This window comes from Photorhabdus australis DSM 17609, from assembly GCF_000711895.1.
GTDB lineage: Bacteria > Pseudomonadota > Gammaproteobacteria > Enterobacterales > Enterobacteriaceae > Photorhabdus > Photorhabdus australis.
The window spans coordinates 1-21,700 of record NZ_JONO01000069.1; the positions used below are offsets into that span (position 1 = coordinate 1).

At 45.1% G+C, this 21,700-nt stretch carries 24 protein-coding genes and 1 riboswitch; of the genes, 3 read left to right on the top strand and 21 right to left on the bottom strand.

Features of this window, described 5'->3' with window-relative positions; translation table 11 throughout:
* Positions 1–65: 65 nt before the first annotated feature.
* From BO26_RS16350 to BO26_RS16445, 20 genes are all read right to left on the bottom strand, one after another.
* On the bottom strand, positions 66–746 hold the full coding sequence (locus BO26_RS16350) for a DUF4225 domain-containing protein (RefSeq protein ID WP_036773343.1): 681 nt from the start codon (positions 744–746) through the stop codon (positions 66–68).
* Positions 747–753: 7 nt separating this feature from the next.
* Positions 754–1,233 (bottom strand): Hcp family type VI secretion system effector, encoded by a 480-nt coding sequence (locus BO26_RS16355; RefSeq protein WP_036773303.1) that lies wholly within the window; start codon positions 1,231–1,233, stop codon positions 754–756.
* A 395-nt stretch (positions 1,234–1,628) separates the two neighbouring features.
* Positions 1,629–1,943 (bottom strand): hypothetical protein, encoded by a 315-nt coding sequence (locus BO26_RS16360; protein ID WP_036773305.1) that lies wholly within the window; start codon positions 1,941–1,943, stop codon positions 1,629–1,631.
* A gap of 227 nt (positions 1,944–2,170) precedes the next feature.
* Positions 2,171–3,220, bottom strand: a complete 1,050-nt coding sequence (cobT, locus tag BO26_RS16365; protein WP_036773307.1) for a nicotinate-nucleotide--dimethylbenzimidazole phosphoribosyltransferase — start codon at positions 3,218–3,220, stop codon at positions 2,171–2,173.
* Positions 3,221–3,224: 4 nt separating this feature from the next.
* Positions 3,225–3,842, bottom strand: coding sequence for an adenosylcobalamin/alpha-ribazole phosphatase (locus BO26_RS16370; RefSeq protein WP_036773309.1), 618 nt, complete (start codon positions 3,840–3,842; stop codon positions 3,225–3,227).
* A 121-nt stretch (positions 3,843–3,963) separates the two neighbouring features.
* Positions 3,964–4,722, bottom strand: a complete 759-nt coding sequence (gene cobS / locus BO26_RS16375) for an adenosylcobinamide-GDP ribazoletransferase (RefSeq protein WP_036773311.1) — start codon at positions 4,720–4,722, stop codon at positions 3,964–3,966.
* The gene (gene cobU / locus BO26_RS16380) at positions 4,719–5,264 is read right to left on the bottom strand and encodes a bifunctional adenosylcobinamide kinase/adenosylcobinamide-phosphate guanylyltransferase (RefSeq protein ID WP_036773345.1); all 546 of its coding nucleotides are present in this window, start codon (positions 5,262–5,264) and stop codon (positions 4,719–4,721) included. Before cobU ends, cobS begins: the two co-directional genes overlap by 4 nt.
* Positions 5,261–6,799, bottom strand: coding sequence for a cobyric acid synthase (locus BO26_RS16385; protein WP_036773314.1), 1,539 nt, complete (start codon positions 6,797–6,799; stop codon positions 5,261–5,263). Before BO26_RS16385 ends, cobU begins: the two co-directional genes overlap by 4 nt.
* 12 nt (positions 6,800–6,811) lie before the next feature.
* On the bottom strand, positions 6,812–7,528 hold the full coding sequence (locus tag BO26_RS16390; RefSeq protein WP_036773316.1) for a cobalt-factor II C(20)-methyltransferase: 717 nt from the start codon (positions 7,526–7,528) through the stop codon (positions 6,812–6,814).
* Positions 7,529–7,542: 14 nt separating this feature from the next.
* Positions 7,543–8,322: a sirohydrochlorin cobaltochelatase gene (cbiK, locus tag BO26_RS16395; protein WP_036773318.1), complete on the bottom strand. Its 780-nt coding sequence runs from the start codon at positions 8,320–8,322 to the stop codon at positions 7,543–7,545.
* Between the two features lie 13 nt (positions 8,323–8,335).
* Positions 8,336–9,121 (bottom strand): cobalt-precorrin-6A reductase, encoded by a 786-nt coding sequence (locus BO26_RS16400; RefSeq protein ID WP_036773319.1) that lies wholly within the window; start codon positions 9,119–9,121, stop codon positions 8,336–8,338.
* Entirely contained in the window at positions 9,118–9,843 is a 726-nt protein-coding gene (locus tag BO26_RS16405) for a precorrin-3B C(17)-methyltransferase (protein WP_036773321.1), read from the bottom strand. Before BO26_RS16405 ends, BO26_RS16400 begins: the two co-directional genes overlap by 4 nt.
* Positions 9,837–10,898: a cobalt-precorrin 5A hydrolase gene (gene cbiG / locus BO26_RS16410; RefSeq protein WP_036773322.1), complete on the bottom strand. Its 1,062-nt coding sequence runs from the start codon at positions 10,896–10,898 to the stop codon at positions 9,837–9,839. The genes BO26_RS16405 and cbiG overlap by 7 nt, the downstream gene beginning before the upstream one ends.
* Entirely contained in the window at positions 10,879–11,652 is a 774-nt protein-coding gene (locus BO26_RS16415) for a cobalt-precorrin-4 methyltransferase (RefSeq protein WP_036773324.1), read from the bottom strand. Before BO26_RS16415 ends, cbiG begins: the two co-directional genes overlap by 20 nt.
* Entirely contained in the window at positions 11,645–12,214 is a 570-nt protein-coding gene (locus BO26_RS16420; protein ID WP_036773325.1) for a decarboxylating cobalt-precorrin-6B (C(15))-methyltransferase, read from the bottom strand. The genes BO26_RS16415 and BO26_RS16420 overlap by 8 nt, the downstream gene beginning before the upstream one ends.
* Positions 12,204–12,806 carry a cobalt-precorrin-7 (C(5))-methyltransferase gene (locus BO26_RS16425; RefSeq protein ID WP_036773327.1) on the bottom strand — a complete coding sequence of 201 codons (603 nt, stop codon included), beginning with the start codon at positions 12,804–12,806 and terminating at the stop codon, positions 12,204–12,206. Before BO26_RS16425 ends, BO26_RS16420 begins: the two co-directional genes overlap by 11 nt.
* Positions 12,803–13,939 (bottom strand): cobalt-precorrin-5B (C(1))-methyltransferase CbiD, encoded by a 1,137-nt coding sequence (cbiD, locus tag BO26_RS16430; protein ID WP_036773329.1) that lies wholly within the window; start codon positions 13,937–13,939, stop codon positions 12,803–12,805. The genes BO26_RS16425 and cbiD overlap by 4 nt, the downstream gene beginning before the upstream one ends.
* Complete coding sequence (locus BO26_RS16435) at positions 13,936–14,568, bottom strand: cobalt-precorrin-8 methylmutase (RefSeq protein ID WP_036773330.1); 633 nt, start codon at positions 14,566–14,568, stop codon at positions 13,936–13,938. The genes cbiD and BO26_RS16435 overlap by 4 nt, the downstream gene beginning before the upstream one ends.
* 14 nt (positions 14,569–14,582) lie before the next feature.
* Complete coding sequence (gene cbiB, locus BO26_RS16440; protein ID WP_036773332.1) at positions 14,583–15,542, bottom strand: adenosylcobinamide-phosphate synthase CbiB; 960 nt, start codon at positions 15,540–15,542, stop codon at positions 14,583–14,585.
* Positions 15,539–16,921, bottom strand: coding sequence for a cobyrinic acid a,c-diamide synthase CobB (locus BO26_RS16445; protein WP_036773334.1), 1,383 nt, complete (start codon positions 16,919–16,921; stop codon positions 15,539–15,541). Before BO26_RS16445 ends, cbiB begins: the two co-directional genes overlap by 4 nt.
* Before the next feature lie 100 nt (positions 16,922–17,021).
* Positions 17,022–17,208: riboswitch (cobalamin riboswitch) on the bottom strand.
* Between the two features lie 736 nt (positions 17,209–17,944).
* Between BO26_RS16445 and BO26_RS24935 the strand changes: the two genes are divergently transcribed.
* The 3 genes from BO26_RS24935 (at position 17,945) to BO26_RS16455 (ending at position 21,199) form a co-directional block, all read left to right on the top strand.
* Entirely contained in the window at positions 17,945–18,106 is a 162-nt protein-coding gene (locus tag BO26_RS24935; RefSeq protein ID WP_477707043.1) for a hypothetical protein, read from the top strand.
* A gap of 515 nt (positions 18,107–18,621) precedes the next feature.
* On the top strand, positions 18,622–20,130 hold the full coding sequence (locus BO26_RS16450; RefSeq protein WP_036773336.1) for a trypsin-like serine peptidase: 1,509 nt from the start codon (positions 18,622–18,624) through the stop codon (positions 20,128–20,130).
* 496 nt (positions 20,131–20,626) lie between these two features.
* Positions 20,627–21,199, top strand: a complete 573-nt coding sequence (locus BO26_RS16455; RefSeq protein WP_036773337.1) for a hypothetical protein — start codon at positions 20,627–20,629, stop codon at positions 21,197–21,199.
* A 175-nt stretch (positions 21,200–21,374) separates the two neighbouring features.
* Here the strand turns inward: BO26_RS16455 and BO26_RS16460 are convergent.
* Positions 21,375–21,700 (bottom strand): IS630 family transposase (locus tag BO26_RS16460; RefSeq protein ID WP_036773340.1); only part of this gene is annotated, 326 nt, incomplete at its 5' end.

Here is a 21,700-nt window from a genome sequence, read left to right on the forward strand (position 1 = left end):
GATTTTTTGTTCTGATGTAATAAATATTTTCATAGCGAGGATAATGATCTCCATTTCGGATAAAATCAAGCATCTTCAATGATTACGGGTATAAACAATTTCCCCGCTCCCGGTTTAAGCTTAAACATCCCATATGTTCCATATGCACTCGCCACTAAATCAACTGAACTATAAGCGATATCGCCCACATTATCACCATAGCCTAAAGCATGAGAAATATATTGGTAGCCCTCCCTAACCCAACCTATATCTTGATGTTCATAAAGAATCGGACTCATAGATTCATAAAAGTTATTACCTCCATGAGCAAACAAAACAATTCCCATTGACTGAACCCTTCTAGATCTTACTAACTTACCTGATCTAAAAACTGAAAAACCAGCAAACATTTGAACACCACCAGCAACAACCCCGGCTCCTATTTTTGCATATTTAACCACGCCCTGATCTTCGAATATATCGGTTATAATATATTTGGTATAATCCTTACGTCTTAAAATCTGATATTCTTTTTCCGTTACTTCATATTCATCTTTTACTTCATAAACCAATCTCTTTTTTTCATTTACATCAAATGTATTTTTAAATTCACGTGTTTTTATATTAACAAAATCATCAATTTCTTTTAAATATGACATTCTTAATTGGCTATCCTCTATAAAAAAGGTAGCAGCCAAATGTGCTTTACGCTTCAACGACGAAGCGTAATTATTTAAATCATAAGAGAGATGAGATATCCCTTTCATAAAAACCTCAATAAACGTTATCTTCCCATATGCTATATGCACTTGTGCCAGACATAACATGTTCCCACGTGATTGACTGATACATTAAAGATAAACTTTCCTGAGGCTGACACTCATTATGCGTAGATGAATTTGGATAAAAACCATTCAATCCACATATATATGCGCCAGTGAGTTTTATCTTATAATAAAGTTCTAAACCGCCTTTACTTGATGTTCTGTAAAAATAAAAAATACATTGTAGCGATTCTTTATTGGTTATCGCTGCGCCCAAAAGAGGAGATGATTTATCGATTGGCTTTCTTATTTCAACCGGCTGATGATTAACATTCTGACTTCTGGTTATGTTCGATGTCAATTCATAAACAAAGATATGATCTTCATGACCAATCTGACATGTGTTACCAATAGAGTCAACCGTTGAACACCCTTGTGATATTAATCCTTGCTTATCACCCTTAATTTCCAAATAAATTATATTCGCCATAAAAAAACCATCAGTGAGTCAATATTCAAAAGTAGAAATATATATTACATTAATGAAAAATATAATTAGATATTGATTTCATTTGCGAAAAACGTGATAAACCTCATGAGAAGGAAAATTCAGATAATCCTCTTTGGTTATAAATAGAATTTAACCCATTAAAATATTCCACTTAAATCAACATTGAGATATTTCTTAACCAAAGACAGCTACGTATAATGAAACCATTGGCAATCAAAGATTACGAAATATATTTACTGAAAACGCTTAAGATTATTATGCAAGAATAAGTAAATCAAAAAACCAACTAAAATAAAGGATGGCAGGTTAAAACCTGCCTCCTGCTTGATTTGGTAAATAGTGAAATTCTTAAAATATGGTCCATGAAAGGTCAACTACCAATTCCAAAACTGCGATGTAACTTCAATTTCTGCTCCTTGAGTAAGGCTGAAATTAGTCACTATAATTTTATAAAAATAAACAGCATTAATAGGTGAAAGGAGTGTCTTAGTTTCACCGGGGTAAATATCAATATAGTTATATTGATTATAATCTCCGATTGGAGGAGCCCAGTAATTTATTGCCCTAATAAGTGATATACTGTTGTTTTTTATAATCGCTTCAGGGTAATGATTGGGAAATATTACATTTCCGTGCTTAAAAATTTCAAAAGATTGATTAGGGTTTATATATATAATTTTTGATGACATTTTAGTTATTCCTTATTATTACTGTTATTTGTTGGCATATATAATCAGGTAATTTTACCTGTAAAATTTAACTTAACACTTTCCTTAAGCAGTTAAATATTGAAATTTATCAGTGAAGTAAAAGGAATACGATAAATGAATTTATCGTATATGAGATCTCATTCAATAGAGCGGAGGAATTTCATGATTGTCAGCAATCAATACGGGTTATCAAATTATCCTGACAATTAAAACAGCAACACAATATTACTTTCAGCGAGCAGTCCCATATTGTTATACATAGCACAAGCCGCATCCACCAAATGCATAGCCAACGCAGCGCCACTCCCCTCTCCCAAACGCATGTCCAAATGCAAATAAGGCTCTAGTTGCAAGTGTTGCAATGCAATGATTGATCCTTTCTCTGCCGATAAATGTGAAGGAATCAGGTAATGACGCACATCAGGAGCAATACGACAAGCGGCCAACGCCGCCGCGTAAGAAGGAAAACCATCCAGAATCACCGGCAGTCCAGCAGAGGCCGCGCCAAGCATCACGCCCGCCATCCCCACCAAATCATAACCACCGACCTTTGCCAATACATCAATACTGTTGCTAGCATCAGGTCGATTGACAGCAATCGCCTGTTGCACAACCGCCACTTTGTGATGCAAGCGATCTCTGGGGAAATTAGCTCCAATGCCGACTATTTGTTGTGGATCGCTGTCGGTAAAAACACTGACCACAGCCGCCGCCGGCGTGGTATTTGCCATACCCAATTCACCCACACCAAACAGCTTCACACCAGTCGCAACCTGTTCCAGGGTCAGGTGTGCGCTTTTCAACAACAAATCTTCGGCTTGCTGGCAGCTCATAGCCGCTCCATGGGCAATATTGCCACTGCCACGCCCCATCTTCATATTCACCAGTCCCGGAATAGGATCGCTGTCAATGCCCACATCCACAACTTTAACATCAGCGCCCACATTTGCCGCCAATACGCAAACACCCGTAATCCCTTTCATCATATTCTGCGCATGAATAGCGGTTACCGGCTTGGGAGATATCGTCACGCCTTCGTCATATACCCCATGATCCGCAACCATCACAATGATCTGCTTACGATCAATATGATGACCTGATAATCCCCGCATACCAGCAAGCTGAATCGCCAGATGTTCCAGACGTCCGAAACTGCCCGTTGGTTTAACCAGCCCATCCAATCGGGCAGCAGTGCGTGCCATAGCAACATTGTCCAACGGCAGTATGGCATTTAGGATCGATGAAAATGTTTGCATGGTGTTATTCCCGCATATTAGGTTGCCAATCTGACTGGCTATTAAATGTACGCAGAGTGGTAAATCCATGGTGGATTTCCACTACACTGTATGTTCCCTGTTCAAAATGAAAGTGCCACATGGCAGAAGGCGGCATCGTTAACAAACGTGCCAATAGCAGGCTCAGTACTCCCTGATGGGCAACTAATAGCAGATTAGCCTGACTTTCTTGTGTCAGCAGTCGTTGCACTACATTTTCTATACGTGCGGCAAACGCCGAAAAGGTTTCACCGCCGCTAGGAGATGCCTGTTGCCAGTCTGTTAACCAGGCTGTCCAAGCTTCAGCATCCTCATGCTGCAAATCGCGGTGATGGCGCATTTCCCACTCACCAAAATCCATTTCATTAAGTTGCACATCAATGCTGGCTGATAGTGAGCTATCTGCCAGAATAATCTCCGCAGTATGACGCGCCCGCCATAGCGCACTGCTTGTCGCTTGCGAAAACTTCACTGCCGATAAATAGTGAGCAACTTGCCGGGCCTGATTTACCCCCGTTTCAGTCAACGCCACATCTGTCATACCACAGAAAACACCGCTCAAATTCGCTGTCGTCTGACCATGCCGAACCAAAAATAGTCGCATTGTTGTTACTCAACCTGAGATATGTTTAAGAGCAGCTGATTCAGAAACATATATACTCTTCATCCTTCAAGTTGCTGCTTTGCTGGCTGCCTGGCACTAGAATAGGGAGTTGGGCATTCTGTTAGGAAGTTACTCGTAGTAACGCCAGTAAAAACACCAACTCCCCGACTTCCACAGACGCGCCAAGGGTATCACCGGTCTGACCGCCTAAACGGCGGTGCAGATACACCGCCAGCAACCCAATAACCAACAGCGTGATTGCCAATGCCAGCACCCCAGACCATTGCGTCAATAGAGCAATCAACATTGCCCCACCTAACAACGTCAACAATGTCTGATGACCATTAACCCGACCAATATAAAGATTTCCCAAGCCAGTTCCTGCACGGGCACAACGTTGGCGATACATTAACAGTACAATTGCGCTCCTACCTGCCACCGATGCCGCAGTCAAAGCCATCAGCACAGGCGCATCACGCAGCGCTAATTCGCTCACCACCAGCACTTTCGCCAAAATAAGGAAGATCAACGCTAACCCACCGTTAGTTCCCAAACGGCTGTCACGCATAATTTCTAGCATTCTTTCCCGTTTACGGGAAGAAAACACACCATCACAAGTATCTGCTAAACCATCAAGATGAAACGCACCCGTTAATAACGCCAGCGCTAATACGTAACTTAATGCCGCCAATGGCACACCACACCAGGGAATCAGCAAGGCAAAAACCGCTGCCGCAAGCAGACCGACAATTAATCCAACTAATGGGAAACTCACAATACCACGCACGTATTGATCCATTTCCAATCCCTGCGTCCAACGCGACGGGACTGGGATACGAGTCATAAATTGCAAAGTGGCGAGAAACAGACGCAGATTCATTTAATTTTTACCTCAATCCCCGATACCATCAGAAATACCTCACTGGCCGCCGCCGCCAGCTGCTGGTTAACTCTTCCCGCAATGTCACGGAAATGACGGGCCAAACGGTTCTCCGGCACAATGCCCATGCCCAATTCGTTAGTCACCAGATATATCGGGGACGTCATGCAGGCACAGGCCGCTAATAGATCACTAATTTGCTGCTGAATTCCCACCTCCAATACCGCAAAATCCATGTGTTCCGGTGGTGTTTCTCCTGCCAGATCAAATAATAAGTTGGTAATCAGTGTGGTAATACATTCAAGAATGACAGCTTCCCCCGGCTGGGTTTGTGTCATGATGACTGCGCCAAGATCGTGATAGCCTTCCCATGTGCGCCAATGGGAAGGCCGGTTTTTGCGGTGCAAACGTATTCGCTCAGCCATTTCACTGTCTGTCACCACGGAAGTCGCAATATAAAACACTTGCTTACTCGCTTGTGCCGCCAGTTTCTCCGCCAGCAAACTTTTACCACTGCGAGCACCGCCAGTAATCAGGATCACAGCGCCGAATCTTGTTGATGGGTTTTCATACACTGATAAATCCGTTCTATATCCAAGTGCTCACGCATAGCTTCCGCCAGGCGGTCAAACTGAGTTTGTTTGTAGTGAGCATAATCCAATGTGTTACCTTGGTAAGCCGCCAGTCCTTTACGTTGGCGTAAAGTATTAAGCAGAGCGCGGGTAAAATTAGCGCTATCAAACAGGCCATGAATATAACTTCCCATCACATTCCCCTCTCGATTCACCGCACCATCAAACCAATTACCAGAATGGCCGTTACGCTCAGTAATACAGGCAAACGGTGTCGCATTTTCCCCCAGTGACGAGCTACCCATATGAATTTCATAACCCCGGACAGGCTGCTCAATACAATTTGACAACAAACCCGACAACCCAGACAAACAACGACCGTTTATTCTGGTTGTCACTTTTTCATGGGCAAATCGGGTTTCTATATCCAGCAATCCAAGCCCCTCCATCTGTTCAATACCCGATTCCACTCCATCAATAATCCGTTGTCCCAGCATTTGATAACCACCGCAGATACCGATAACCGGCACACCTGCTTGATGGGCAACCCACAGAGCATCAGCTAATCCGTTTTGCCGCAACCATTGCAAATCTCCCAACGTGTTTTTGCTACCGGGCAGGATAATCAGATCCGATGGCTGCAACGCGGATGGTTGAGTAACATAGCGCAAACGAACATCTGGCTGCACCGCCAGCGCATTAAAGTCAGTAAAATTAGCAATATGAGGCAAACGAATTACCGCAATATCCAGTGCTTTTTCTGCTGCACCATCATATTTACCGGTTTGCAACGCTACGCCGTCTTCATCTTCCAGATCAATATCCAGCCAAGGCATCACCCCCAGAACAGGCACTCTAGTCAAGGCTTCAATCTGCTCAATACCCGGCTGGAGCAGGGTGATATCACCACGGAATTTGTTGATGATGACGCCTTTTACCCGCGCTTTTTCTTCCGGGCGCAACAACGCCAGCGTACCGTAGATGGCAGCGAATACCCCTCCTCGATCAATATCCGCGACCAACAGCACCGGCGCATCCACCATTTCCGCCATTCCCATGTTGACAATGTCTCGATCACGCAAATTGATCTCCGCCGGACTACCAGCCCCTTCCAGCACAATCACGTCATATTCACGGGCCAGACTATAAAAAACGTCACGGATTTGTTGCTGCAAACGAGGCTTGTACTGGTGATATTCCACCGCATTCATGCTACAAGCGACTTTTCCCATTAGCACAACCTGAGCCTTGCGCTCGCTGGTGGGTTTAAGCAATACCGGGTTCATACGTACATCAGGCTCGATACCCGCCGCCTCTGCCTGAAAAATCTGCGCCCTTCCCATCTCTTCACCGTTTATAGTGATACCAGAATTCAGTGCCATATTCTGTGATTTAAACGGTGCGCAGCGATAACCATCCTGAACAAAAATACGGCACAGTCCCGCAACTAATACACTTTTCCCAACATCAGATGCCGTACCCTGCAACATTAAAGATAAACCCATAATGCCACCTCTTTATATTCCCTCAGTACGCCACTGTTTATTCACTAAAATGGTGGAGAAATAAGGTAATTTCTGATCAGCGTTTACTTGATCCAAACGGCGCCAGCATTGCTCACTTGGTAATGTGGCATCCGCCATTAATAAGGCATGTTCAAATAAATTCAGGCGTGCCAATAATGAACTCACAGCGGTAAAACGGTTATAAACTTTCATTAGCACCACACAATCATAGGCTTGCAGTGCCTGCTCCAACTCAATTTCCGGCGCAGTACAAGACATGATCGCCATTGATTGCTGTTCCATTGCCAGTGGTAATACGGTACGCGCGGCAATTGCAGCAAAAGAGGTGATACCAGGGATAATTTCCAGCCACTCTTGTCGACCAATCCGCGCCAGCAAAAAGACCCAGGTGCTGAACAACATCGCATCACCCAGCGTAATAAATCCCACTTGCCGCCCTTTTGCTACTTCATCTTGCAGTTGTTGAGCGATTTCATCCCATACCGTCTGTTTCTCTTCGTCATTACTATTCATCGGGAAATGACAGGTGCGAATTTCCGTGTGTGGTAACAGGTATTCGCGCACAATGGAGAGCGCCAGACTATCCCCCCCTTTACGCCCGGCAGGGGCATAAAGCACATCAAGGCGAGGAAGTATCCGGGCAGCCCGTACAGTAATCAAATCACTGGCGCCGGGGCCAACACCTATAGCATAAAGTCTTCCTTTCATCACACCACCTCCTGCTAATCTGCCTGTAACGCATCGGCCAGATGTTGAACGAACATCTGACGAATCAATGGATTTTCACCTAATCCCTGTAACCAGGATTGCGTTTTGATTCCAACCGCTTCCAATTGAGAGCGCCACGAATCCGGCTCGTCTGATGCCATATCGTTAATCGCATGATCACCAGCCACCAGCATTAATGGCATCAAATGTACTTTACGCACCGCCTGCCGCCGTAAACGGATGATGATATTATCGATTTCCGGGTAGCTTTCCACCGCACCAACTAATGCCGGGAAATTATGTGAACTCATCAGGTGATCAAGACACGCATAGGCAGAAAAGGCATGATGAGTAGCACCATGACCCATAAACACCACGCGTTCATCAGCAGCTAACGGCGGCATCTGACTTTTCAGGGCAATAAGCAGTTGTTGATAATCAGCGAAGCTGTTAAGTAACGGTGTACCAACAACCAAACGTTGAAAATATTCACTAAAGGTATGGACTTCGTTGACGATTTTTTCATATTCGTCGCCGTTGATAACATGCAGAGACTGAATAGCGACATCCTGATAACCTTCATTGACTAAACGCGCCAGCGCCTGACGTGGGTTATCTACTTGTAAACCATCACGCTTTTGCAATTTACGAATGATCATTTCAGAGGTGAATGCACGATACAGATCACGATCACGGTAAGCCGCTGCCAGTTGTTGTTCACAAGCCTCAATATTCTTCTGCCGAGTTTGCTGATAGCTCGTTCCAAAACTGATAATTAATAGTGCTTTTTTCATTTTATTGCCCTCATTATTCCTGCCAATTGGTCAGGTGTTGGACAAACTCATCCAATGAGCTAACCCGCTCTCCTTCATCGTAAGATAAAGACGAAGCAGGACGGCATACCACAATGCAGGGGATATTAAGTGCCAGACAAGGCGCCACTTTCTGCTGATATCCCCCTTCTGCACCGGATTCTTTGGTGATTACCACATCAGGATGGCAAAGTTCATACAATGCATGATTGAATTCAGCCGTAAATGGCCCACGCAACGCGATAATGTGATCGACTCCCAATCCTAACATTTCACACTGAATTAACACCTCGGCGGTCGGTAATACCCGTACCAACAAGGTTTTTTCCGGTAGTAAGCGCTGATATAGCGCCAGTTGCTTGCTGCCGGTGGTTAGCAAGATTCGTTGCCCTAATGTCTGGGCCACGTCGCAAGCCGCCTCCACACTATCAACTTTGTACAACAACGGGTGATTCAATAAATCAATTTCACTGGGGCGCTGATAACGGGTGAGCCGCAATGACAAACGGCGGCAGGCAGTAATCACGTTCTGGCTCAGTGCATCCGCATAAGGATGAGAGGCATCAATCACCCAACGTACTTTATGCTGTTCGAAGTAATGCCCCATCGCCTCCGTATCCATTCGCCCCACCACCACCTCGCCGCGAATATCTCCCGCCAGTTGTCTGCCGGCATCAGTAGCAACAGAAAGACGGTAATGCACGTCTGCCGCGTCTAATGCCTGACAGAGCATCCGGGCATCACTGGTACCCCCGAAAACATGGATTGCCGGAGAATTCATAATTCATACCCTCGTGGTGTGATCATCAGTCCATCACGGCAATAAGTCGTTTGATTGCCAACGATGACCAGACTGGTCATATCTACTGGCGAAAAATCCATCTCGCCAAATGTGGTGATCCATTTATCCTGTTTTTTACGTGCGGCTGCCTTCACCACCCCCACTGGCGTCTGTGCCGCTTTCCACGGACGCATAAGTTCAAATGCTTTAGCGAGATGCCCTTCACGGCCACGGCTGCGGGGGTTATAGAAACAAATAACAAAATCAGCTTGCGCGGCAGCAATAATCCGTTTTTCAATCATCGGCCATGGCGTAAGCAGATCACTTAAACTGATATGACAAAAATCATGCATTAACGGTGCGCCCAACAACGACGCCGCGGCAATACTGGCGGTAATCCCAGCCACTAACTTAACTTCAAGATCACATTGTTGCTGGCAAACTAACTCCAGCACTAAACCGGCCATACCATAGATCCCTGCATCCCCGCTGCTGATTAAGGCCACGTTGCGACCGGACAAAGCCAGATCAATCGCTGTCTGGCAGCGTTCAATCTCCTTACACATGCCAGTCTTAATCACTTCTTTATCCATAGTCAGATGTTTGACCAAATGGGTGTAAGTTTTATAGCCGACAATAATTTCAGCTTCGCGGATCGCGGCAATGGCTTCCTGTGTCATCATGGATTCATTGCCTGGTCCAATACCGATTACGGTTAACATGATTGTGATACCCCCAAAGTGATAGTGACACCCTGCTCACGCAGGGTCCGACCAACCAGTTTTCCTTCGCTCATCAACCAGGCGACAGGTTGTGAAACACTGCCAACTCCCACCGTCTGGCGTACAAAATCGGAAGCGGGAAAACGCTGTTCATGGCGACTTAGCTCATTAACACTGAATAACTCAAACGGTACACGCCAACGCTGGGCAAGCTGATTCAGCGCGGGTTCATCCTTTTTAATGACAACACTACCAATGGCGCGAAGGGCCATCAGATCAAAATGATTTTCCGCCATCTGCTGCCGCAATAGCTCAACCAGTGTTTGCAACGGAGTATCCCGCCGACAACCGATGCCAGCGACAACACGTTTCGGCACCAGTTTATAAACCGGCAGCGACAGCGCCGGCAGCGAATCTCGCCATGTGATACACACCAACGCATCCAATGCCGGCAACATATCCAAACAAGCTACCGGGACAAAACCACGGGTATCACAATGCTCACGTTCGCTAAGTAGTGGCTCATCCCACCACAACCCTACTTTCTGACCACTGACCAGCATTTGGTTTACCATCTTCACCACATGGCGAAAATCCTGCATATCGGCATCTAACTGAGTGGCAAGGGTGTCCAGCGCCGCCATTCCGTTAACATCCGTGGCAGTCGTAATTACCGGATCAGCCCCCAGTAGTTCCGCCAGAGAGTAAGTCAATGCATTTGCCCCACCCACATGACCGGATAACAGGCTGATGACATGCTGACCCCGTTCATCAATTACCACCACGGCGGGATCATGCATTTTGTCGTTTATCAGCGGAGCAATCATACGTACCGTGATCCCAAGAGCCGCCACGACCACCAGCGCCGAATAGCTTTTAAATGCCTCGCGTAAGGTATCGCCAAAACTGCCATTGAAAGGAATAAACCCCGGCTCCAGCAACTTTTCGCTGGTAAAACAAGTCAGAGGAAGATGCGTTTTCAACTGGCGTACCAGTCTGACCCCGCCCGGCGTCAAACAAAACACAGCTATTGACTCATGCCCGGCGATATTCATGGCTAAACCCCGCATCGTAAAGTCTGGAATTGTGATATTCCTCTCCCAGGAAAGCCCCGACCAGAATCAACGCCGTTTTACGGATACCCGCTTCGCGTACTTTTTCGGCGATATCTGCTAATGTGCCGCGCACAGTACGGCTTTCAGCCCAGGTCGCTTTGTATATCACCGCAACCGGCGTTGTGACCGGGTAACCACCAGCCTGAAGACGCGCGACCACATGTCCCATCTTCTGTACAGAAAGATAAATCGCCATTGACGTTTGATGAGCCGCGAAAGATTCCAACTGTTCGAGCGGTGGTACCGGTGTTCGCCCCTCAATCCGGGTAATGATCAGGCTTTGCGACACCTCGGGTACGGTGTATTCCACCCCTAATTGCGCTGCCGCGCCAAGAAAAGCACTCACGCCCGGCACCGAGACAAAACCAATACCCGCATCGGTTAAGGCTTCTCCTTGCTCACGAATAGAGCCATACAACGAGAGATCGCCAGTTTGCAGCCGAACCACCAATTTACCCGCATGAACGCCCTCAACCATCAGGGCAACAATCTGCTCCAGCGTCAGACCGGCGCTGTCATGGCATTCAGCCTCTGGAGGACAATAATCCAGCAACTCGGTATTAATCAGCGAACCGGCATAAATCACCACCTGCGCTTGTTGCAACAAACGGTAGCCTTTCAGGGTGATCAATTCCTTGTCACCCGGCCCAGCCCCCACAAACCAGACTTTCCGGGGATCAAAATGCTCAGACATGGTTCTCCTCCTTGTAACAGGAAATCAGATATGTCGGATTATTCGGTTTGAAATAGTGACCGTTGCCAAGTGATGCCAGAGTAGATGCCTGTAGCTGTATACATTCCAAATCGCTGACTTGACACATGCGCAAATGGGCCAGCGCATCATTTAGGTTATTCAGCAAAATAAAAGTCAGTACCAAACGGCCACCGGGATGCATATGATCCAGCGCCCAGTCGATCAGTGCCGTCAATTGTCCACCACTGCCACCAATAAATACTGCATCTGCCATAACCTCCAATGCCAACGGCGCTTCTCCAGCAATGATTTCCACATTATGACAACCCAGTCGCTGACGATTCTCGCCAATCAAAGCCAGTGCCGCTGGGTTACGCTCAATAGCCGTGACGGTCAGCGCCGGGAATCGCAATGCCGCCTCCAACGCTACACTGCCTGTACCAGTACCCACATCAATCAACTGCTTAGCATTAATCAACTCCAGCCGCTCTAGTGCTAATGCACGTACTGGCTCTTTCGTCATCGGCACTTTTTGGCCGCGCAAAAATTCATCATCTCTCATTTAGGATCACCACCACATTCATGTCATAGTCAGTCGCCACCGCGTCAGGCCGCAGGCGGTGAATACGCTCATTGGACAAAGAGAGGTTCTCACCAATAATTAATGTACGGCTCAGGCCACGCTGAATAATGGCCTGCGCAATTGCCCACGGGCCTACGCGCCCATCAGTCACCATCCCTACTTTGTCGTGTTGCAGAAGCCAATCAAAATCTGGGGTACGCCCATGACCGCTGGTCAGATAGATATCGTTCATATCCAACGCGGCTTTGGCACATAGATACTGAATTGAACTGATACCCGGAATAATGCGCAGATCATCTGCGGTAAAATATTCAGACAATAGTTTGCCGATGCCATACAACAACGGATCACCAGACGCCAATACCACAATATGACGAGTGCTGTTGTTCTGTAGCCAGACAATCAAGCTGGCAAGATCCGCATCCAATACGCGGGTTTCATGGGTTATGCCGCTAAATATCTCCAGATGTCGCCTGCCACCCACCAATACCTCCGCCTCAGTGATATAACGCTGTGCCTGCGGTAGCAGATACGCAGTATCACCGGGACCAATACCGACTACGGTGATCATCTCATCTCCTCCAAAATGTCGTTCAATGGGCGGCTAGTACCTAATATCTGATTATCAAAGGAAAACATAATGGCATCACAACGCGGCGGGTTAACGGCAAAACGCAACATCTCACTCATCCGTTCGCAAATACGTTCAGAAATGCGGTCATAAACTGCTTGCAAACCCTGTTCTGCAATCAGTTCCATAGCGGCTTCCGTGGTATCACAACGATTAACCTCCAGCAGAAGTGCCTGCGGTGCGCCCATCAGCGCCAGATATGCAATTAAGGTTTCCATGCGACCATCAGCAATATGACTATGAGTATGAAAAATGCCTGCCGCCACTTTCACTAGCTTGCCGGGATGTCCTACCAGCATAATATGACGGAACCCAAGCCGTACCGCTTCCTGCAACATGTAACCAACGAAGTTACTCATGGTGACAACTAGCTGTCCATCAAGCCCCAGTTGTTCACGCACAAAACGCTCACCGTGATTGCCCGGAACCAAAATGACCTTTTCAGCGCCCGCCGCGCGTTTCATTTCCAACTCTAGTGCTAATGAACGCTTCCAACTTTCTTCCGACATGGGGGTGACGATACCGGTGGTACCAATGATGGAAATACCACCCAGTATCCCTAATCGCCCGTTGTAAGTTTTCTTTGCTCGTTCTTCACCTTCCGGTGCGAAAATTTCTACTTCCGCACCCCGTATAGGACCAATAGCCTCCCGAACCGCGGCCTCAATGGTCTGACGCGGTGTACGATTAATGGCAGCACTACCTATTGGCAGCCCAACACCTTTGCGAGTGACAGTACCAACACCTTCGCCACCACGCAGATGAATCTCCCCGTGGTCGCATAAAGTGACACGAGCAAAAATCAGCATGCCATGGGTCGCATCCACATCGTCACCGCCATCTTTACGAATAGCCGCGGTAGCCTGCTGACCCTCAATCAGGGGTTGCTCGACATTAAGACGCAGTGTCACACCAGAAGGTGTAACAATAGAAACATGGTCAATCACTTGCTGGCGCAATACCATCAATGCGGCAACTTTAGCGGCGGCAGTGGCACAGGAACCGGTGGTATAACCTTTGCGATACTGTTTACCGTTATGCCAGATACTATCCAATTGCATGGTGTCGCTCATGGTGCCTCCCGCAATCGGTATAAAATGGCATTGATAATTGCTGCTGCGATGTTGCTACCTCCTTTACGGCCTGCAGCTGCGATACAGGGCAAGTCACTTTTCATCAGCGCAGCTTTCGATTCCGCAGCGCCAACAAACCCAACGGGTACCCCAATCACCGCTAAGGGGGAAGCCTGTCTTTCCAGCAAGCGGAACAACGCTGTTGGTGCATTACCGAACACGAATATTTTGTCGCCTTCTTCATCCAGTGCGACATCCACCGCTGCCATAGAACGAGTGATACCCTGAGCTTTCGCCATTGCCACTACGCGCGGATCACTGATATAACAACGACTCTCACATCCCATCTGATGTAACAGCGTTTTGTTAATGCCAGACTGAGCCATCGTGGTATCGGTATACAAAATGCATCCCCGACGCAATGCTTCAGTGATGTGGGTCAGCACATCTGGCGAGAACCACAAAATATCCAGCCAATCAAAATCTGCGGTAGTGTGAATCACCCGCTTAATTACCGCTTCCTGCATCTCATCAACAAAATGATAATCAGGATGTTCATGGGCAATAATGTCGCCAATGATTGCGAAGCTATTTTGTTCAATTTGCTGAGGTTTCTGGAGGTAATTCATATCATTGCCCTTTTCTAAGCCATTCCGACCAACAGTAAGCGCAACAACGCAAACAACAGTAAGGCCAGTTGCGAAGCTACCATCATCAAGTGGATACTGAGCGCGATATCCGTCAGCGCGATTTTACGGCGTTCATCACCAATCCAGGGTTTATCTACCCGTTCACCAAAATAATGATTCGGACCACCAAGGCGGATACCTAACGCTCCTGCAACCGTCGCTTCCGGCCAGGCACAGTTGGGGCTAGCATGCTGATAACGATCGCGCCAGCCAATACGCAGTGCCTGGCGAAAATCAAGCCGAATAAACCAAGCCGCCGCACTCAATAACAACCAACTCAACCGCGCCGGTAACCAATTCGCCAGATCATCCATGCGAGCAGAAACATACCCAATCGCACGGTATTCCGGCGTTTTGTATCCCACCATAGAATCAAGGGTATTAACCGCTTTGTAAGCCATTGCCAACGGAACACCGCCAATCATCAGGAAGAACAGTGGAGCAATAACGCCATCAACGCTGTTTTCCGCCACCGTCTCCACCACCGCACGCGTAATTTGTGGTACATCCAATTGAGAAGTGTCCCGCCCAACAATCCACGATAATTGCTGGCGACTTTCATCCAGCGAGCCATGTTGTAATACGTCATGTACCGCCAGCGCCGCGTCACTCAGACAACGGCCCGCTAACAGGGTATAAATCATCCACACTTCGGCCAGCCAACCCACCCAAGGGTGAATGTAGTTCATCAGCCACAAGCCTCCCCAACTCACCAGCCCAGTCAGCCCGACAACCACTATCCACAACCCTGCGCCACCGACTTTCAGTGCACGTTCACTGTGACAACAGTGCCGGATAGCCCGTTGTACCAGTGAGATCAGCTTGCCAATCCACCGTACTGGATGAGGCCAATGCGGTGGATCACCTAACCAACTATCGAGCAGGAAAGCTGCAAACCAAGCGGCAAGTGTCATAACAGCCTCCTGGCAAGTGCCAACCAGCGATCCAGCAGACCGGGACGCTGAGCAAAATGGATATGAAGATAACTGGCCAGAGTTTGCTGTACCTGATATCCCCCGGCCCATTGCTGTATCACCATGTCGTCACGCCACTTAGTGCAGTCAAAAACCGAAGGTACTGAACTGATAAAATCTGAATAGTGGAATTCATGCCCTCGCAAAATCTCGCCTTTTTTGGCCAGTAAAGTGTCACAACAGGCTTGAGCCTGACAGTAACCAAAGCGCATTAGTCGCGTCCCCATTCGACTATCTCCCGACAGAATGCCCGTCATTTGGTGACGTCTGCCCTCTCCATCAGTCAATGACTCGCCAAGGTACATCAAACCACCACATTCAGCATAAATTGGAACCTGCCGGTGATGGGCATCCTGTAAAGCTGCCCGCATGGTGCTATTGGCGGCCAGTTTAGCGGCATATATTTCAGGGTAGCCCCCACCAAGATAAATCATCTGGCAATCTGGCAGACGGCTATCATGCAGCGGACTAAAACGATGAATCTGTACACCTGCCTGCTCCAGCATTTCCAAATTATCTGGGTAATAAAAGTTAAAAGCTTCATCATCCGCTAACGCTAACGTCAGACCATCAGCCAACGCAGGATCAGGTAATGGAGGTACTTCACCCTTTGGTAAAGTCGGACAATCACAAAGCGCCAGCAGACGATCAAGATTGATATGCCTCTCAACCTGTTGAGCCAGTCGCTGCCAGCGAACATCATTAGCAACCTGCTCCTGAGCCGGAATCAGGCCAAGATGACGGGATGGTAACGATACATCCTTCATCACAGGCAAACGCCCCAGCACCGGAACACCACAATAATGTTCAATGGCATGACGGATGAGTTCGAAATGACTTTCAGAATTGACGCGATTAACAATGACACCCACAATCGTTAGAGAAGGATCGAAACGACAGAACCCCAAAACAGTCGCGGCGACAGAAGTGGATACTGCCTTGCCGTCTACCAGCAAAATCACCGGGCACCCTAATTGCCTGGCCATCGCAGCACTGCTGCAATAATCCGGATCAATACCGTAACCATCATACAACCCCATCACACCTTCAATAACCGCGACATCTGCATGACGCATATGCTGATTATAAAGACCGTTGAGCGTCGCTGTTGGCAGCATAAATGCATCAAGATTACGGGATGCTACACCGCACACAGTGCTATGCCAGCCACTATCCAGATAATCTGGCCCTATTTTAAACGGCTGGACAGCCAGCCCTCGCAGCATCAACGCCCGCAAAATGCCAAGGGTAACGGTGGTTTTACCACAACCACTGCCAGTACCCGCGATAACAAATGCTTTCTTGCCTGACCATTGCATAAAAAATTCCCGATATATCGATCGGAAAATGAGCGCCAATAGACGTGCCAATACTGCACACACCACTCGAATGACAACTCGCTTCCCACCGAAGGAGTTAACGTCTCATACCTGTCAGGTCGGTCTTCTGGCTTAGCATCATCCTTCTCCACTTCCTTCCCAGTCATTCCGACCAGTGGCATCAGCAGAGTCGTCAACATCACAGCAGCGGGGGCTGCGGAGGATTCTCACCTCCTTCCCAACTGTACCGTTGAGGTACAGCATTAACCTGATGGCGATTTATTTTTAACGCGGTCTATACCTGTATCTTTCAAGTTGCCTCTTTATTTTTAACGCGGTCTATACCTGTATCTTTCAAGTTGCCTCTTTGTTGGCAGCACTCACTCCAGTCACATCGTTATCTATGCTCCCGGGGATTCGCTCCCTTGCCGTCGCGATCCATCTTGAAATCTATTGGGTCTATTTAGTTTTGAAATTATTAGATTACTAATGATATATATTCACTTTCACCACAATAACCTTATTAAATTCGTTTAATTAAAATACAAATTAAATATATATTTTTCACATCGAAAAAATGATGAGCATTATTATTTTCGGCGATAAATTTATGTATTTTATAGTAAAAATCATCGCCAATTTGCTAACAAAGATGGTAACAACACAGTAACAGATTAATCGTTGATCATAATCAACTATCTATCCATATCGTATAAGATTATGATGCTGTTTATCGTAAAATTGCTTTTTACATCACTGTATAATCAAATCACAATGAGAACTACCAATATTATTAGATACCACTATTCCTCGCATGCTTGGCGCTTGTTTTTATTACTCACCCCAGTCGGAACAAATCAGCCCACTAATTCCATTGTTCGCAGATATCGATAAATTATTTCCATGGCCAGATAGTAATAAAATAAAAAGCCTGACGAGGAAAATCGCGGTCTTACCAACCAAACTCCTGCACTATGACTACTCCATTTTGTTCGAAGGACAAGGAGCTATGCCCGCCCCACCTTGGGGATCAATCTATTATTAGGTGAAAGCACCCTGGCTTACCGAGAATTTCTGGTACAACAAAATATAGCTCTGTTTTTAGCCGCCATTGCGACTGACTATTTAAAAACCCTGCAAACTGAACTAAAACTAACCGTAGCAGAACTAGAATTATTCCACTAACACTTTTATTATTCCTTAATAAATGCTCCGGATGGAAAATTAAGTGACGATTAATAAATGCACACACCTCCGGAGTTTAAATTCTATTTATCAACCCATTATTTGTAATATCAGAAAAACCCTTATATACCCAATAGATTTCAAGATGCATCGCGACGGCAAGGGAGCGAATCCTCGGGAGCATAGATAACGATGTGACTGGAGTGAGTGCTGCCAAAAAAGAGGCAACTTGAAAGATAACAGGTATATTGATCGTTACAGCTCTATTGCAGTATATAAAACAGTTAAACTGATTTTTATGTTATTTATTATTAGGAAAGGAGAACAGATACCTAATGTAATGATCTTATACGCTAAAAAAATGTTTATTAACTCATAAATTAGTAAACATCAAATACCCAAAATAGAGGATTTATTCAAACTCCCAAAAAAGCTTAGCGATAATCTTCACTTCATTGAGCGTCTGTTTCCTTTACATAGAAATATTAAAAATGTAAATAACATGAGGTAAAAATATGAAAAAAATTCTTTTAGCCACGCTTATTACAGGGATTGTGTCAACAAATTGTTTTGCACAAACCTTCCTCGAAGGCAAAAACGAACATATTGCTGATTTGCAAGACAATACCAGCAACGAAGCACCACTTTTAAAATCCACCGATCCTGGTGCTGATCGATTTAAGCATGTAGGAAAATTAAATATTAATTCCCATTGTACCGCTACACTGATTGCTGGTTCGGAAAACCCTAACCCCAATCAACAAGCGCTTATTCTTTCCGCGGGCCATTGTCTTGACGATTCTTTAGGCTCTAACGACGTAGTTATTGATCAGCCTGCAAGTCCAGGTTGGACATACACACCAAACTACTTTATTGATTTAATTCATAAACACCAACCCGTTAAAATCGACAGGGTTTTATACGCAACAATGAAAGGTGGTGACCTTGCAGTCTTCAGACTCAAAGCAACTTATGGTGAGTTAGCAAATCGCGGAATACACCCAGTCACTTTACAAAAAAATCATGAACCATCAATAAATCAGCCAATTGAACTTGCTCATATTCCGGTCAATGGCGTAGATGGTGATAAACGTTACTTACGCTATTCAGCTTGCCACATTCTTGGAAAAACACCACTCTTGTATGAACATGTATGGACCTGGACTCCAGCGGTTTCTGTTAATTGCGCTGGTGTCGCGGGAGGAACTTCTGGTTCACCGGTCATATTAAAAGATCAATCTGCGATAATTGGTGTATTAAATACCACCGTCGAACGAAATTACACGGGTTGCGGTCTTGGTCGGCCTTGTGAACTGATCAAAGATCGCGGTTTCTCACGCACAGGTGCTAGTTACTACATTCCTGTTGACAAAATTGCACGCGCATTTACCTCTGATGGAAAACTGGATTTAAGTAAACTTGATGATGGAAAAGGGATCACTATTAACGCCAGCGGCCCACAGATTACTAAAAGCACAGTTAACAACAAACCTGCCACCTGGAATTTACGTCTTGAGGAAAAGGGATTTGATAAGATTCGCTATAAGGGAGGACTTGCGAGTAATGTTGATTGTTCAAATCCTCAAGGATACAGCAACCCTATTTCAGTCACTACACAACCACTGGATAAACTCACTGTTCCTTCCGAAGAAGGGATTTACGCGATATGTGTAATTGGACAACATTCTGCAAATAAAAGCTGGCAGGATATGTCTAACGCATCAATAAAATTACGTGAAATTGACAATACTCCTCCATCAACAAAACCAGAGATAAGATTAATTTTTGAAGCAGATGATAGATGGGTTGTTAACCCTATTTTTAGTCCATGGGAAATTGTTGATTTACGTATAAAATCGGGGCCAGTGCAATCTACAAAATGCGATGATCACACAGGTTACTCCATTTATAGAAGAATACCGATTTCTCTTATGAAGAAAGATGCCCCGGTGCGCTTTTGTGTATATGGCTTAGATCAAGCTGGTAACGCAGGACCAATATCCTTTGAGGACTTTAAGAATTAATAAATCTTTAAAATTGGCCAGCACGTGCTGGCCTTTTTTTATTTTCTCTGATAAATATAAAATCTATTAAAGCTTCTCAGTTTCGTTCAGGCTTAATGTAATAAACGCACCTCTAACAATATTAAAACAACAAACATACAGATGATATTCTTACTCAATTGATAGAATTATTTTAAAATTAAAAAAACCAATTTGTTATTATTTACAAAACAAACCATATTTATAAAACATATATTCACTAACATTTCACCAGGTTACATTCCAATACATATCAGAGAGTTAACTTTTTACAAAAATAGCTCAACATATAAAAAGATGAATTATACTTATAATTACGATATCAATAACATTCAACAACACTAACTTAACAGGAAATAAAATAGTTCTAATGGAATGGGCAATTAATATCTTATGGAAACTATCTGACAGGTGAATGTTGCCCCTAAAAAATCACCTAATGAAGTTCCGAATAATTTCATCGCAGGAGCTTATTAATATGACAATTTTGAAAACTTTAATTGGTACAGCTATTGTGATTTTATCTTCGTCAACACAATTATCTTTAGCTGCTGAAACAAAAGAAAACGTGACCGGAAGGGAAGCAACATCAGAAGTTTCAGAGGATAAAATTGCTAATCTATCAGCTATATATGCACTAGAAATTAAAAACTCGTCAGCGAAAAAGAGTGTTACTCTTGTTACGCAATCATCTAATTGCATGTATGATAGTGGAAACAGAAACATACGTTTAGAGGCTGGTCAAACCTATCTGGGAAATTTGCAGGATAATAATAACTTCATAGATGGATGTACAAATGAAATTAAAACTGTAGATTGGAATGTTAGTTATATTAATGTTGCCAATACAGACTTAGTAAGCTGTACGCTAACATTTCGACATGGTCGTGGTCATGCAAATTCAGGTGTAGCGAGCCCAGAATGGTATACATTGATTAAAGGATGTCCTGATATAGTTGAAAATGCTATCTGCGGAGGCCAGATTTGTTATAACAATCCGGCATTTTGGGTAAGAAATCGAAGTATAAGTATAGAATTTTCTGTTAAATAAATTTAAATATATCAGTTGCAACTTTATTTAAATGGAGAGATGCCTGCTTCGATATAGGTTACCAAATTCTATATAAGATTCAGGTAACTCTCCAATGTATTTAGTTATAAAAAGTTTCCACAATTAAAATACGCAAGGCAAAAAAATACAACAACTGATATATACCCAAGAAACTTCAAGATGCAGTTTTTAGCACCTGAAAATGGTCATTAATTCTCGATGTCAGCGAGTCCGCTATATCAGGTAGCGTTGTAGTGAAAAATTTGAACACTTTGTCTCGAAATTCCTGTTTATTAGCGAAATAACGGTTATTTCGAACCTGTTCATTCATGACCTTCCATAATCGCTCTATCGGGTTTAAATTGGGACTGTAGGGAGGAAGGTAATGTAACTCAATATTGCTGATATAAGCCCAGTCCTTCACCAGATGCGCTTTGTTGTAACCCGCCCCATCCACAATAAGATGAATTTTTTGATGATAGTCAGGATAAGACTTTCTTA